The organism is Pandoraea fibrosis, assembly GCF_000807775.2.
In the GTDB taxonomy this organism is placed as follows: Bacteria; Pseudomonadota; Gammaproteobacteria; order Burkholderiales; family Burkholderiaceae; genus Pandoraea; species Pandoraea fibrosis.
This window is the reverse complement of record NZ_CP047385.1, coordinates 2251496-2265440: the sequence shown is the minus strand read 5'-3', so window position 1 is coordinate 2265440 and position 13945 is coordinate 2251496. Positions and strand designations below refer to the sequence as shown.

At 62.5% G+C, this 13945-nt stretch carries 14 protein-coding genes; 5 read left to right on the top strand and 9 right to left on the bottom strand.

Annotation, left to right across the window (positions count from 1 at the left end; genetic code table 11):
• Window positions 1–78 precede the first annotated feature (78 nt).
• On the top strand, window positions 79–1272 hold the full coding sequence (locus PI93_RS10165) for an acyl-CoA dehydrogenase (RefSeq protein ID WP_039372641.1): 1194 nt from the start codon (window positions 79–81) through the stop codon (window positions 1270–1272).
• Window positions 1273–1485: 213 nt separating this feature from the next.
• Here the strand turns inward: PI93_RS10165 and PI93_RS10160 are convergent, their stop codons facing one another.
• Window positions 1486–2124 carry a peroxiredoxin gene (locus PI93_RS10160; protein WP_039372644.1) on the bottom strand — a complete coding sequence of 213 codons (639 nt, stop codon included), beginning with the start codon at window positions 2122–2124 and terminating at the stop codon, window positions 1486–1488.
• A gap of 214 nt (window positions 2125–2338) precedes the next feature.
• On the opposite strand from PI93_RS10160, the gene PI93_RS10155 reads away from it, so the two are divergent.
• From PI93_RS10155 to PI93_RS10145, 3 genes are all read left to right on the top strand, one after another.
• Window positions 2339–2638: a DUF883 family protein gene (locus PI93_RS10155; RefSeq protein WP_370834648.1), complete on the top strand. Its 300-nt coding sequence runs from the start codon at window positions 2339–2341 to the stop codon at window positions 2636–2638.
• Between the two features lie 94 nt (window positions 2639–2732).
• A complete protein-coding gene (locus PI93_RS10150; protein WP_039372648.1) occupies window positions 2733–3116 on the top strand; it encodes a phage holin family protein in 384 nt (127 codons plus the stop codon).
• Between the two features lie 13 nt (window positions 3117–3129).
• Window positions 3130–3633, top strand: coding sequence for a DUF3318 domain-containing protein (locus PI93_RS10145; RefSeq protein ID WP_052240820.1), 504 nt, complete (start codon window positions 3130–3132; stop codon window positions 3631–3633).
• A gap of 14 nt (window positions 3634–3647) precedes the next feature.
• On the opposite strand, the gene PI93_RS10140 is transcribed toward PI93_RS10145, so the two are convergent.
• From PI93_RS10140 to PI93_RS10105, 8 genes are all read right to left on the bottom strand, one after another.
• Window positions 3648–4166 (bottom strand): GspH/FimT family pseudopilin, encoded by a 519-nt coding sequence (locus tag PI93_RS10140; RefSeq protein ID WP_039372650.1) that lies wholly within the window; start codon window positions 4164–4166, stop codon window positions 3648–3650.
• Entirely contained in the window at window positions 4156–4800 is a 645-nt protein-coding gene (locus PI93_RS10135; protein WP_039372652.1) for a pilus assembly protein, read from the bottom strand. Before PI93_RS10135 ends, PI93_RS10140 begins: the two co-directional genes overlap by 11 nt.
• The gene (locus PI93_RS10130) at window positions 4779–5762 is read right to left on the bottom strand and encodes a PilW family protein (protein ID WP_144400507.1); all 984 of its coding nucleotides are present in this window, start codon (window positions 5760–5762) and stop codon (window positions 4779–4781) included. Before PI93_RS10130 ends, PI93_RS10135 begins: the two co-directional genes overlap by 22 nt.
• A complete protein-coding gene (locus tag PI93_RS10125) occupies window positions 5738–6163 on the bottom strand; it encodes a hypothetical protein (protein WP_039372656.1) in 426 nt (141 codons plus the stop codon). Before PI93_RS10125 ends, PI93_RS10130 begins: the two co-directional genes overlap by 25 nt.
• Before the next feature lie 254 nt (window positions 6164–6417).
• Complete coding sequence (locus PI93_RS10120) at window positions 6418–6675, bottom strand: acyl-CoA-binding protein (RefSeq protein WP_010808495.1); 258 nt, start codon at window positions 6673–6675, stop codon at window positions 6418–6420.
• Window positions 6676–7015: 340 nt separating this feature from the next.
• Window positions 7016–8506, bottom strand: coding sequence for an AdeC/AdeK/OprM family multidrug efflux complex outer membrane factor (gene adeC, locus PI93_RS10115; RefSeq protein ID WP_039372660.1), 1491 nt, complete (start codon window positions 8504–8506; stop codon window positions 7016–7018).
• 2 nt (window positions 8507–8508) lie between these two features.
• Window positions 8509–11682: an efflux RND transporter permease subunit gene (locus tag PI93_RS10110; RefSeq protein WP_039372662.1), complete on the bottom strand. Its 3174-nt coding sequence runs from the start codon at window positions 11680–11682 to the stop codon at window positions 8509–8511.
• 15 nt (window positions 11683–11697) lie between these two features.
• Window positions 11698–12930 (bottom strand): efflux RND transporter periplasmic adaptor subunit, encoded by a 1233-nt coding sequence (locus PI93_RS10105; RefSeq protein WP_039372664.1) that lies wholly within the window; start codon window positions 12928–12930, stop codon window positions 11698–11700.
• 340 nt (window positions 12931–13270) lie between these two features.
• On the opposite strand from PI93_RS10105, the gene PI93_RS10100 reads away from it, so the two are divergent.
• On the top strand, window positions 13271–13936 hold the full coding sequence (locus PI93_RS10100) for a TetR family transcriptional regulator (RefSeq protein WP_039372666.1): 666 nt from the start codon (window positions 13271–13273) through the stop codon (window positions 13934–13936).
• The last annotated feature ends 9 nt before the right edge of the window (window positions 13937–13945 follow it).

Here is a 13945-nt window from a genome sequence, read left to right as displayed (position 1 = left end):
GCGATGCCACACATGTGCCAAACGGGACGATGAGGATGGCGTCGGCATATTTTTCGAGAACGTCGGAGGAGATAGGTCATGGCAGGCAATGCACAGTTTCATTGGGAAGATCCGCTGTTGCTCGACGCACAGCTCACGAGCGAAGAGCGCATGATTCGCGACGCCGCGGCCGCGTACTCGAACGACAAGCTCGCGCCGCGCGTGCTCGAAGCATTCCGTCATGAGCGCACCGACGCCGCCATCTTTCGCGAGATGGGTGAGATCGGCCTGCTCGGCCCGACGATTCCCGAGCAATACGGCGGCCCGGGCCTGAACTATGTCGCCTACGGTCTGATCGCGCGCGAAGTCGAGCGCGTGGACTCGGGCTATCGCTCGATGATGTCGGTGCAGTCGTCGCTCGTCATGGTGCCGATCTTCGAATTCGGCAGCGAAGCGCAAAAGCAGAAGTACCTGCCGAAGCTGGCCAGCGGCGAGTGGATCGGCTGCTTCGGTCTGACCGAACCGAACCACGGCTCCGATCCGGCCGGCATGACCACGCGCGCCAAGAAGGTCGCTGGCGGCTATGAGTTGAGCGGCAGCAAGATGTGGATCACCAACTCGCCCATCGCCGACGTCTTCGTGGTGTGGGGCAAGCTCGCCGACGAGAATGGCGACGAGAAGATCCGCGGCTTCATTCTGGAAAAGGGCTGGAAGGGTCTGTCGGCGCCGGCAATTCACGGCAAGGTCGGTCTGCGCGCGTCGATCACCGGTGAGATCGTGATGGATCAAGTCTTCGTACCGGAAGACAATCTGATGCCGGGCGTCTCGGGCCTGAAGGGTCCGTTCACCTGCCTGAACTCGGCGCGCTACGGCATTGCCTGGGGCGCACTGGGTGCCGCCGAATTCTGCTGGCACACGGCACGTCAGTACGTGCTCGACCGTCAGCAGTTCGGGCGCCCGCTCGCCGCCAACCAGTTGATCCAAAAGAAGCTCGCCGACATGCAGACGGAAATCACCCTCGGCCTGCAAGGCTGCCTGCGTCTGGGCCGCATGAAGGACGAAGGCACGGCAGCCGTCGAGATCACCTCGATCATGAAGCGCAACTCGTGCGGCAAGGCACTGGATGTCGCCCGTCTCGCGCGCGACATGCTCGGCGGCAACGGCATCTCCGACGAATTCGGCATCGCGCGTCACCTCGTGAACCTCGAAGTGGTCAACACCTACGAAGGCACCCACGACATCCACGCGCTGATTCTCGGCCGTGCACAGACCGGCATCCAGGCGTTCTTCTGATCGATCGCCACGATGGACCGGGTTGCATGAACCGCACACGAAGGTGCAGCGCCTCGCGGTTCATGCGACTTGTGATTTGTCTGGTACGCGTCGTTTCTCAGGCCGCATTTCGCGGGCCGTCAATCCCCCGGGCGACGGCGCGTACCAAACAAAAAAGCCAGCTCTGTCGAGCTGGCTTTTTTTCGTCTGCCGTCTTCCGAGACGCGGGCCGGATTACTTGTTCGGCTGCGGCGTGAGACGCAGATACGGGCGCACGGCCTTGTATCCCTTCGGGAATTTTTCCTTCAGCACGGCTTCGTCCTTGAGCGACGGGACGATCACGACATCTTCGCCATCCTTCCAGTTACCCGGCGTGGCAACCGAATAGTTGTCGGTCAGTTGCAACGAGTCGATCACACGCAGGATCTCGTCGAAGTTGCGGCCGGTGCTGGCCGGATACGTAATGATCAGACGCACCTTCTTCTTCGGATCGATCACGAACAGCGAGCGCACCGTCACGGTTTCGCTGGCATTCGGATGGATCATGTCGTAAAGCTGGGAAACCTTGCGATCGCCGTCCGCCAGAATCGGGAAGTTGACCGTGGTGTTCTGTGTTTCGTTGATGTCGTTGATCCAGCCCTTGTGCGATTCGGCGTCGTCGACCGACAACGCGATGGCCTTCACGCCACGCTTTTCGAACTCACCCTTGAGTTTCGCGGTCAGACCCAGTTCGGTCGTGCACACCGGCGTGTAATCCGCCGGGTGCGAGAACAGCACGCCCCAACCATCGCCAAGGAATTCATGGAACTTGATTTTGCCAACCGACGAGTCTTGCTCGAAATCGGGAGCAATGTCACCCAAACGCAATGTCATTTACGGTCTCCTTGAGAACCTTCCACTCAGTGGGGTAAAGACTAAAGGATGCTAAGCTTTGCAAGAACGAATAAAAAATTGATTGCACATAATTATTCGAAATATACCGACTTCCGGGGTGTTGTTTTCTGGCAACGGCTCGTTGAAAGCGTTACGATAACACTCATACCCCCTCGCATTTTCCTCCCAGAACCGGGTAACGACCATGTCGCAAATGCACACCAACAAGGAGAAGTTTATGACCGATATCAAATCCGTATTGGCCGACGCCGAAGACCTGCTCAAACAAGCCGCCAACACGACCGGTGAGCGCGCCTCCGAATTGAGCGACAAGGCACTGGCGTTGCTCAAGCAAGCCAAGGAAAAGGCATCCGACGTGCAGGTCGTCGTTGTCGAGAAGAGCAAGCAAGCCGCTCGCGCGACCGACGATTATGTTCACGACCATCCGTGGCAAGCCGTGGGCATCGCCGCCGGTATCGGCGTCGTGATCGGCCTGCTGCTCAACCGCAAGTAAGCTGGCCGACGCAAGTCGCTCTCTCGCCTATTCAGCCCAAGGCGGACTCACTTGACCGGTGCGACGGGTCAGGTGGGCCGCCCGAGTCCAGCCCATGACCGACAATGATCGCACGACCCCGCCGCGGCCTTCGCTGCGGCGCCTCGCCGGTGCGTTGCTCGAGATCCTGCAGTCGCGCATCGAACTCATCGGCATCGAATTGACCGAAGAGAAGGAACGCCTGATGGGCGTGGCTTTCCTCGGCCTTGCCGCGATGCTCTTCGGCGTTCTCGCCCTCGTGTCGCTGACCGCGCTGGTGATCGTGATTTTCTGGGACACCTATCGTCTCCAGGCCATGACCGGCATTTTCATCGTGTATCTGCTGATCGCCGCCGGGTGCGCATTGCGCGCTCGCAACATCCTGCGCGATGCCCCGATGCCGTTCGAGGCCACACTGGCCGAGTTCGAAAAGGACCGCGACGCCCTGCGTCCGGACTGAAGGAGATCTGCCCGTGCCGCTGGAACCGAACCGCCCTCGCCGCACGCGACCGTCACGACGCTCGCGTCACGACCTCCTCGCCATTCGCAAGGAGCTCGTGCTCACGCGTATCGCCGTGGAGCGTGCCGAACTGATTCAGGCCTCGCACGTCACTCGCGAGCGCCTGCGCAACTTCCGCTGGGTGCGCTATCTGCTGCCTGGTGCCTTCTCCAAGTTCTCCGGTATTGGCGGCATTGCCAATTCCGGACTGAAGCTCGGCGGGCTGCTTGAACGCTATCCGCTGGTCAGCTCGGTGGCATCGCTGGCGCTCACCGGGCTGTCGCATACGCCCGTCGGACGCGTGCTACGCCGTAGCCTCAAATGGGGCAGCCTTGGCGTTCTCGCCTGGCAAGGCATCAAGCTGTGGCAGGAGTCGACCAAACCGCCGCCCCCTAATGCCAGTGCGACCGATGTGGCCAACACTTCCACGTCGAGCGCGTCCCACGTCAACGACAACGGCACGCCACCGGTGATGTAAGGGCTGCGCCCGGCTCACGCACGGCAGCGTCGAGCCACACGGGCGCGGCCGTAGGCATTGATGGTGATGCAAACGCGTCGCCCATGCCCCTCGATTCGCACATTCCCCGACAACCATCCGCGTGTCTCCGTTCGCATGAAGCCGTTTTCCGCGAACGCGAGGCCCTCGGTGTTGTACAACCCCCATCTCACTTCCACGCTGACGCCCGGCGGCAACGGTGCATGTCGCCCCAGCAATTGATCCCCCGCGTCGAAACGATCGTTGCGATTCTCGTCGACGAACGTTACCCAGCCACTGTTGAGACTTCCGCCGTCATGCGGCGCCAGCGCAACACGACGGTGCCGCCCCAAGGCCTCCGCACGCGCCGACTGCATCGAGGCCAGAAACGCCCGCGCCGTGATGTCCACGGCGACACGGTGGCGCACCGCGTCGATGGAAGGCCGGACCGCCATCATCGCGACGGCAAGCACCGCCATTGCAATCAAGCACTCCAGCATCGTGAAGCCGCGTGCGGAACGTAGATCACGACGCATCGCAATGCTCGCCACGATTGTCCTGCGCGAGCGGTACCACCGCGTCGTCACGCCACGCAGCGACCTCGCGCCAACTCAATGACCGGGATGAAAATGTCGGCGGCAGGCCACCGCTGCGCGCATCTGTCGGTCGTTGCCTGACCTGCCGGACTTCATAGACCGCCTGCAAATACACGCGTGTGCCAGGCAGGTCGCCACACCCCATTGCACTCACACGGTACCGGCGCACCGGCATGTCGCGTGCCTCCGGTTCGCCCGCGCGATAGGCGGAAAAGGCAATTCTCTCGATGAAGTAGCGCGCCTTGTGCGTCGTCACAACGGCGGCACTGCCATTCCATTCGACCGTCCGCCATCTCGGCACACGACGCTGATACCAGATGTCGTCGCGATGGTTCGCCTCAAGCACACCGTAGGGTCCCGCCTCGAACGTCGATACGCCGGCAATCTCGGCCGCACGCGTCTCGTGCGTCAGCCAATCGCGAGCCTCGGCCAGCGCTTGGTCCGCCGCCGCAAATGCGCCCGCGCGGTCATTCGTATAAGCGACAAAGCGGGCGGCCAGTTGACGCTGTTGCATGCCGGATGCGGCGAGCGTCATCAATGCCGCCAGCCACATCACCATGAAGACGCCAACCATTTCGCCTCCTCGCCAATGCCGCCATCGTTGCGACGATAGGCCACCGCATTGAATACGTGCAGGTGAACGTCTCCGGCATTGCCCAACCGCTTGTACTCACGGCCGCCGGTTGCCGCGTCGAAGACTTCGACCACGCGTACCGTTCGAGGCTTGCCTCCGCGTCGCGGCGCGCCGCGCAAGACCAGTGAAAACGCCACGGCCGCGACGTTCTCCCATCCCCCCTCCCCCGGCGGCGGGCTAGGCGGTCTGCGACGCACACTCCTTACGGGCTCGACCCAACGCAAAGGCCCCGTGCCACCGACGCGAAAACCTAACCGAACGTACATCGCCTCGACACCGCTGACCAGCACCTGCGCCGGATGCAGATCCGTCGAGAGCATCTGACGCTCGCCATAGCGGCAATAGAGAGACGGAATCTCGTCTTCCCCCTTGTCGACATAGAAGATGCTGACGTGTCGATCATCCAGACGCCCCGTCGCCCGGGCGCGCAAGCCGGCACAGTTCTGCATCGCGCCATTGCCGGTCGACAGCCCGGCGCCCTGAAACTGCACCTCCAGCAACGAACTGCCTTGCCAGCCCTGTCGCGGACAGGTGTCGACCGTGCTCGCACACGCCGCGCTCGCGCGCAACGACGGCCATTCGCGCTTCGCCGTCCCGGCTCCCGGTGGCCAGATCGCCCCCTCCATCGGGTCCCAGTTCCGGTATCCCGCCACACTCACGGCACGGGTAAGTTGGGTCAACGCAAAGATAGCGCGCTCGGTGACGTCGTATCGCTCCGCCTGCACCCGCCACAGCCGAATGCCGGCGAGATAGATCGCGATGGCCGCCGTCACGATCAGCAGCCCGAGCGGCATCGCCAGCACCCATTCGAGCAGCGTAAAACCCGCCATACGTTGCGCGCCGGGCCGAGCACGCGGTACGGCGCTCGGTGCCCACATCACGGTTGTCGACGAACGAGCCACGCGTTGCCTCCTGCCTGCACCGGCGAGGCCATCGCGACAGCTTTCGTCGCCGAGCCAAGCGCAGCAGATGTCGTGCCTCCCGCCGCCTGCCACTGGGCAAAGCCCTGCATGCCCGCCATGAGCGCCGCCAACGTGAACATGACGTCGAGCAGTGCCGCGCCTCGACAACGAGGCTTGCCTCGCCGAGCGCCGATCGACGTCGCCTCTGCCGTCATCTCGCCAGCCGGCTGCCCCCGCGCACGCGGCGGCAATAGCCACACGCCCCGGCCCCGACGTCGCGTTGCCTCACGCGAAGGCATTCGCGGATCGATTCGCCTGGATGGATAGCTGCGATTGGCAAGTGCATCGCGCAGCGCCTGACGATCGGCGTGACGCCGCGAGTGTCGTCGATCCTGTTGCATGGTGCAGTCTCTCGTCTCGTTGATGACGTGTTCATCGTCGCGCACCCTCCGCCACTCGCCAATCGGACCACACCGCAAAACTCACCCCGTCATACGCCACCTCACTTCTCATACGCGAGGCTTCGCTCGACGGCGGACGCCCATGAAAAAACGGCGACCGAAGCCGCCGTTTTTTTGCCGATCAGGCCGATCGCGCCGAACAGGTTCGGCACCGCCTCATCGTCGCAGGCCGGGCAACGAAGTGCCCGCCAGCGTTATCCCTTCAACTCGTCGACGAGGGCGACATAAGCTTCCTGCGCCTCTTCCTTCGACTTGCCTTTGAGCATTTCCCACGCATCGAATTTGGCGCGACCGACGAAATCCGTCATGCCGGGACGCGTGCCGGACACATCGCCCTCGGTGCCTTGCTTGAAAAGCGCATAGATGCGCAGCAACGTGAAATTGTCGGGGCGTTCGGGCAGCGTCTTGGATTGGGCTACCGCCTCGTCGAAGCGTGCTTGAAGATCGCTCATGGTGTCTCTCCCTGGAAAAGCAGTCAGCTTATATGTGTCCCGTGCATCAGTTCGCGAGTGTCATGGAACGCTCGCGTCGACGCTCGGGGTGTTGCGAATACAACGCGATCAAGGATAGCGACGAAGCGCTACGCAAGGTAGGGGCGAGCGTAGAACCCGGCGTCTAAACCTCTCGGGAACTGAGCTTATTGTTCGCGCGACATGACGCACAAAAAAGAAACGCCCGGCACTTGGCCGGGCGTTTCCGATACCTCGAAGGTGAGGTCTTGCGCCGTTGCGAGACAGTTGAGCGGCTCACACCGCCGCCCGCCTCACAACATCGCCGACACCCTCGCCCCCATCACGACGATGCTGCTGCCGGTGCCGACGCCGTTCCGGCATTGGCCGGAACCGAGCGCTCTTCCCAACCGCCGCCAAGCGCCTTGTACAGCGTGACGAGGTTGGTCCAGCGCGACAGGCGCGTGGCAATCAGCGTTTGCTGCGCCGAGTACAGCGCGCGTTGCGAAACGAGCGCGTTCAGGTAGCTGTCGACGCCGTTGCGGTAGCGCAGATCCGAGAGCTTGTAGCTCTCGTCGCTCGCCTTGACGAGCGACTCCTGCGCCGCGACCTGATCGTCGAGCGTGCCGCGCGCGGCCAACCCGTCCGACACTTCGCGGAACGCAGTCTGAATCGCCTTCTCGTAATTGGCGATCTCGATACGCTTCTGCACCTTGGCCAAGTCGAGGTTGGCGATGTTCTGCCCACCCGCGAAGATCGGCAGCGTAATCGTCGGCGCAAACGACCATGCGCCCTGCCCGCCCTTGAACAGATTGCTCAACGAGGCGCTGGCCGTCCCGGCGCTCGCCGTCAAAGAGATCGACGGGAAGAATGCGGCACGCGCAGCACCGATGTTCGCGTTGGCCCCCTTGAGCGTGTGCTCGGCCGCCGTGACATCCGGACGACGCAGCAGCAGATCCGAAGGCAACCCGGCCGGCAGGTCGGTGAGCAAACCCTGCCCGTCGAGCGGACGTCCCGGCGGCAGATCGGCCGGCAACGGCTGGCCGATGAGCAGCGTCAGCGCATTCTCGTCCTGTGCGACCTGACGCGTGTATTGCGCAAAATTCGCCCGCGCCGTATCGACCGGCGTTTGCGCCTGACGCAGATCCAGCCCGGAGGCCGTGCCCACGTTAAAGCTGCGCAGGGTCAGGTTATACGACGATTCCTGGCTCTTGAGCGTGTCGGCGGTGAGCTTGAGCAGTTCCTGATCCGCCAGCCAGGTGAGGTACGCCGTGGCCACTTCCGAGATCAGCGTCATATGCGCTGCCTTGGCCGTGTCCTCGCTCGCCAGATACGTCTCCAATGCCTGATCCTTCAGGCTCTGGATACGACCGAACAGATCGAGTTCATACGACGTAAAACCCACACCCACCTGATAACTGCGGCTGACCCCCGCGCGTCCCGACGACGACAAGTCTGCCGGGGAACGCTGGATCGACGCCTGCCCTGCCGCCCCAACCGAGGGCAACAGCGCAGAGCGCTGGATCTGATACTGCGCACGCGCCGCTTCGATGTTGAGCATCGAGACTCGCAGATCGCGGTTGTTCTCCAGTGCGATCTCGATCAGCTTTTGCAGGCGGGGATCGGTGAAGAAATCTCGCCAACCCAGATCGGCAGCCACCAGGGCATTGCTGCCGGCCGTGCCGTTCTGGTTCGCCGCCCCGGGCGTCTTGTAAGCCGGGCCAGTGGGGAACGACGTGGCAACCGGTGCCTCGGGCCGCTCATAGTGCGGCGCGAGGGTACAGCCTGCCAGGAACGCTGCCGCCAAGGCAATCGGCAATGCTTTGTGCTTCATAGTCAGTTTCCTTCCTTGGCGGGGCCGGCGTCCGGTTGCTCATGACGCAATTCCGGATGCTCCACGGTATCCAGATCTTCATGGGCGAAGCGCTTGCGCACCATCACGAAGAAGACCGGCACGTAGTAGATCGCGAGGAACGTCGCCGCCAGCATACCGCCGATCACGCCGGTACCGATAGCGTGCTGCGAAGCCGAGCCGGCACCGTTCGAGATCGCGAGCGGCAACACCCCGAGAATGAACGCCATCGACGTCATCAGAATCGGGCGCAAACGCAGTCGCACCGCTTCCATCGTCGCTTCCATCAGCGTGCGGCCCTGCTCTTGCAGATCCTTGGCGAATTCCACGATCAGAATCGCGTTCTTCGCCGACAGACCCACGGTTGTCAGCAGACCCACCTGGAAGTACACGTCGTTCGACAATCCACGCAGCGTCGCTGCAAGCAGTGCGCCCAACACACCCAGCGGCACCACCAGAATCACCGAGAACGGAATCGACCAGCTTTCATACAACGCGGCCAGACACAAGAACACGATCAGGATCGAGATGGCATACAGCGCCGGTGCCTGCGAGCCCGAAATGCGCTCTTCAAACGACAGCCCCGTCCACTCCAGACCGATACCCGCCGGCAGTTGCTTGGCGATTTCCTCCACGGCCTTCATGGCGTCACCCGACGACTTGCCCGGTGCCGGCATCCCCTGGATTTCCACCGCAGGCACACCGTTGTAACGCTCCAGACGCGGCGAGCCGTAAGTCCACTTGCCGGTCGCGAAGGCCGAGAACGGCACCATGGTTCCGCTCGCGTTGCGCACATACAGCTTGTTGATGTCTTGCGGCAGCATGCGGTCCTTCGCCTCCGACATCACGTACACCTTCTTCACACGACCACGGTCGATGAAGTCGTTCACGTAGGACGAACCCCACGAGGCCGAGAGCGTGGTGTACACGTCGGCAATCGACAGACCCAGTGCAGCGGCCTTTTCCTCGTCGACGTCCACCTTGTACTGCGGCGTGTCGTCGAGACCGTTCGGACGCATGTTCGCCAGATTCGGATTCTTTGCCGCCAATCCGAGAAGCTGGTTACGTGCGGCCATCAACGCGTCGTGGCCCAGGCCTGCGCGATCCTGCAGTTCGAAGTCGATACCGCCCGCGTTACCCAGTTCAGGCACCGACGGCGGGTTGATCGCGAAGATCATGGCGTCCTTCACGCTCGCGAAGGCCTGGTACGACCGCGCGATCACCGCCTGCACCTTCAGATCCGACGACTGACGGTCTTCCCACGGACGCAACATCGTGAACGCGAGACCCACGTTCTGACCACGGCCGTTAAAGCCGAAGCCCGTCACCGTGAAGATCGAACGCACGGCGTCCTTTTCCTTCTCGAGGTAGTGCTTCTCGACCTGCTTCATCACGTCGAGCGTGCGCTCTTGCGTCGCGCCCGGCGGCAATTGCACCAGGTTGAAGAAGTAGCCCTGATCTTCGTCCGGCAAGAACGCTGTCGGCATGCGCACGAACAGGAAGCCCACCGCCGCCACGATCACGACATATACGATCACGAGCGGCGTGCTGCGCTTCAGAATCCGCTCGACCTGACCCTGATACTTCTTCGAGCCCTTGTCGAACGTGCGGTTGAACCAGCCGAAGAAGCCGCGCTTCTCGTGCACTTCGCCCTTCTTGATCGGCTTGAGAATCGTCGCGCACATGGCCGGCGTGAGCACGATAGCCACCAGCACCGACAACGCCATGGCCGCCACGATCGTCAACGAGAACTGACGATAGATGGCCCCCGTCGAGCCGCCGAAGAACGCCATCGGCACGAACACCGCCGAGAGCACGAGCGCCACGCCCACCAGCGCGCCGACGATCTGGTCCATCGCCTTCTTCGTCGCTTCCTTCGGACTCAAGCCCTCTTCGGCCATCACCCGCTCGACGTTTTCCACCACCACAATGGCATCGTCAACGAGCAGACCAATGGCCAGCACCAGCCCGAACATCGACAAGGTGTTGATCGAGAAGCCCGCCGCGCCCATGATGCCGAACGTCCCCAGCAACACGACCGGCACGGCAATCGTCGGGATGATCGTTGCCCGCAGATTTTGCAGGAACAGATACATCACCAGGAACACGAGCACGATACCTTCGATGAGGGTCTTGATCACTTCCTCGATCGAGATCTTCACGAACGGCGTGGTGTCGTAGGGGTAGTCGACCTTCATGCCCGCCGGGAAGTACGGCTCCAGCTCGGTGACGGCCTGCTTGACTGCTGTCGCGGTTTGCAGCGCGTTCGCGCCCGTGGCCAGCGTAATGGCCAGACCGGCGGCCGGCTTGCCGTTATAGCGTGCCACCACCTGATACGACTCACCGCCCAGCTCGATACGTGCCACGTCACCCAGACGCACTTGCGAGCCGTCCTTGTTGACCTTGAGCAGAATCTTGCGGAACTGCTCCGGCGTTTGCAGACGGCTTTGTGCCGTCACGGTGGCATTGAGCTGTTGCCCCTTCACTGCCGGTGCACCGCCCAACTCACCCGCCGAAATCTGAACGTTCTGCGCCGAAATGGCGTTCGAAACGTCGATGACGGTGAGGTTGTAGCCGTTCAGTTTCTGCGGATCGACCCAGACACGCATCGCGTACTGCGAACCGAAGAGCTGCACCTGACCCACACCGTTCACACGGCTGATCGGGTCCTGCACGTTGGCGGCGATGTAGTTGGCAAGGTCGATGTCGGTCATCTGACCGTCGTCGGAATACGCACCGATCACCAGCAAGAAGTTCTTGGTCGCCTTGGCCACCTTGATACCCTGCTGTTGCACCTGCTGCGGCAGCAGCGGCGTGGCAAGTTGCAGCTTGTTCTGCACCTGCACCTGTGCGATGTCCGGGTTCGTGCCCTGCGAGAAGGTCAGCGTGATCTGTGCCGTACCCGAGCCGTCAGACGTCGACGACATGTACTCGAGGTTGTCGATACCGTTCATCTGCTGCTCGATCACCTGCGTGACCGTATCCTGAACGGTCTGCGCCGAAGCGCCCGGGTAAGTCGCGGTGATCTGCACCGAAGGCGGTGCGATGGGCGGATATTGCGAGACCGGGAGCTTCAGAATCGAAAGCGCACCGGCCAGCATGATGACAATCGCGATCACCCACGCAAAAATCGGGCGATCGATAAAAAACTTTGCCATGAATAAGGCTCCGCGTTATTGAGCGTTGGCGGCCGAGGCAGTGCTCGCCTGCGAGGCAGGTGCCGCAGCGGCCGGTGCGCTGGCACCCGCCGGCGCCGGCGCCGCCCCCGGTTGTTGTGCCGGCACAGCCTTCGCCGGCGCACCCGGGCGCACCTTCTGCAGCCCCGACACGATCACCTGATCGCCCGCTGCCAGGCCCGAACTCACCAGCCACTTGTCGCCGATCGCGCGATCGGTCACGAGTTGACGCAGTTCGACCTTGCCTTCCTTGTTCACGATCAGTGCCGTCGGCTGACCCTTCTGGTCACGCGTGACGCCCTGTTGCGGCACGAGCAGACCACCTTCCTTCACCCCTTCCTGGAGCTTGGCGTGCACGAACATGCCGGGCAACAACTCGCGGTTCGGGTTCGGGAAGATCGCGCGCACCGTCACCGAGCCGGTCGTCTGATCGACGGTGATGTCGGAGAACTGCAGCTTGCCTTCGAGCGGGTACTTCGTGCCGTCTTCCAGCGTCAGTTCGACCTTGGCGGCGTTCTTGCCCGCACTTTGCAGCTTGCCGTCGGCCAGTGAACGGCGCAGACGCAGCCCCTCGGCGGCCGATTGCGTCACGTCCACGTACATCGGATCGATCTGCTGAACGGTCGTCATGAGCGTGGCGGCGCCCGATTGCACGTAAGCGCCTTCGGTCACTTGCGACAGCCCGGTGCGGCCCGAGATCGGAGCCGGCACGTCGGTGTAGCCGAGGTTGATGCGTGCCGTTTCGACCGCGGCCTTGCCGGACTGCACATCGGCGTCGGCCTGCAGGGCAGACGCGACGGCGTTGTCGTAGTCCTGCTTCGAGACAGCCTCGACGGCGACCAGTTGCTTGTAGCGATCGGCCAACAGCTTGGTCGAGGCCTGGTTCGCGACGGCCTTGGCCAGCGTGGCCTTGGCGTTGTCGTAAGCCGCCTGATACGTTGCCGGGTCGATCTTGTACAGACGCTGGCCTGCCTTGACGTCACCGCCTTCGGTGAAATCGCGCTTGAGCACGATGCCGTCGACACGCGCCCGCACGTCGGCAACGCGGAAGGGCGAGGTGCGTCCGGGCAGGTCGGTCGTCAGTGTTACGTTCTGGGGTTGCAGTGTCACGACGCCGACTTCCGGCACCATGCCCTGCGGCTGCTGCGGCTTCTTGCCGCACGCGGCCAAGGTCAATACCGCGAGTGCCACGGCCGTGACCATCCCCAGTGAACTTCTCTTGACGTGCATATACGCCCCCGATAAATGGAATGCGGTCAAACAAAATGACGATACGTTGCGACGATTGCGGTGGCGACGACTGCTGCGGCAAAGTCCGCTCGGCAATCCTGTCGCACAAAGACGGGTCGGCGAGTGCCTGAGGCCCGGGTGATCTGGCCTCAAATGGCTCCCTCACATCCGTGAGGTTTTTCCCTTAGACGAAGGAGCTTAAATGTTCCCTGTGCAATTGAGCAAGCGGCTGCTATTATAGATACATTCATGAATGTATGTAAATCACATTGCGTCGCACCAAAGTGCGCACCGGTTTACATCGCATTTCGCAAATTTCCGCCGCCCCTGTGACACGACGATGGCCCGCAGAACCAAAGAGGAAGCGATCGAGACCCGCAATCTGTTGCTCGACACCGCCGAGACGGTGTTCGCACAGAAAGGCGTGTCGCGCACATCGCTCGCCGACATCGCCGAAGCCGCCGGTCTGACCCGCGGCGCCATTTATTGGCACTTCAAGAACAAGATCGACCTGTTCAACGCCATGACGGACCGCATTCGTCTGCCCATGGAGCGCATGATCGACGAAGAATGCGCCGAGTCGGAGAATGGCGACCCCATGGAGCGCATGCACGATATCTGCAAGCTCGTCCTCAAGGAGACGGCGCGCAACGAGCGCCGCCGCCGCGTGCTCGACATTCTGTTCCACAAATGTGAATACACGAACGAGATGCTCTCCGTGCTCGAGCGCCAGCGCGAGGCGTGCGCCGACGGCAAGCAACGCATCATGCGCGACATGGAACGCGCCATTGAGCGCGATCAGTTGCCGAAAAATCTCGATACCCGTCGCGCAGCGATCATGCTGCACGCGCTTGTGGTCGGCATGATGTCGGACTGGTTGTTCCTGCCCGACTACGACCTGGGTGCGGAATGCGATGCCGTCGTCGACGGCTTCTTCGATATGCTGCGCACGAGCCCGGCGATGCTGCGCCCGGCGGGCAAAACGCCACAAGTCGCCCTCGCCTGACGGGCGACC

What these genes read in the sequence shown, in the direction of transcription:
- PI93_RS10165 (WP_039372641.1), top strand. Translation starts at nt 79, where the DNA reads ATGGCAGGCAATGCACAGTTTCATTGGGAAGATCCGCTGTTGCTCGAC.
- PI93_RS10160 (WP_039372644.1), bottom strand. Translation starts at nt 2,124, where the DNA reads ATGACATTGCGTTTGGGTGACATTGCTCCCGATTTCGAGCAAGACTCG.
- PI93_RS10155 (WP_370834648.1), top strand. Translation starts at nt 2,339, where the DNA reads ATGCACACCAACAAGGAGAAGTTTATGACCGATATCAAATCCGTATTG.
- PI93_RS10150 (WP_039372648.1), top strand. Translation starts at nt 2,733, where the DNA reads ATGACCGACAATGATCGCACGACCCCGCCGCGGCCTTCGCTGCGGCGC.
- PI93_RS10140 (WP_039372650.1), bottom strand. Translation starts at nt 4,166, where the DNA reads ATGCGTCGTGATCTACGTTCCGCACGCGGCTTCACGATGCTGGAGTGC.
- PI93_RS10135 (WP_039372652.1), bottom strand. Translation starts at nt 4,800, where the DNA reads ATGGTTGGCGTCTTCATGGTGATGTGGCTGGCGGCATTGATGACGCTC.
- PI93_RS10125 (WP_039372656.1), bottom strand. Translation starts at nt 6,163, where the DNA reads ATGCAACAGGATCGACGACACTCGCGGCGTCACGCCGATCGTCAGGCG.
- PI93_RS10120 (WP_010808495.1), bottom strand. Translation starts at nt 6,675, where the DNA reads ATGAGCGATCTTCAAGCACGCTTCGACGAGGCGGTAGCCCAATCCAAG.
- adeC (WP_039372660.1), bottom strand. Translation starts at nt 8,506, where the DNA reads ATGAAGCACAAAGCATTGCCGATTGCCTTGGCGGCAGCGTTCCTGGCA.
- PI93_RS10110 (WP_039372662.1), bottom strand. Translation starts at nt 11,682, where the DNA reads ATGGCAAAGTTTTTTATCGATCGCCCGATTTTTGCGTGGGTGATCGCG.
- PI93_RS10105 (WP_039372664.1), bottom strand. Translation starts at nt 12,930, where the DNA reads ATGCACGTCAAGAGAAGTTCACTGGGGATGGTCACGGCCGTGGCACTC.
- PI93_RS10100 (WP_039372666.1), top strand. Translation starts at nt 13,271, where the DNA reads ATGGCCCGCAGAACCAAAGAGGAAGCGATCGAGACCCGCAATCTGTTG.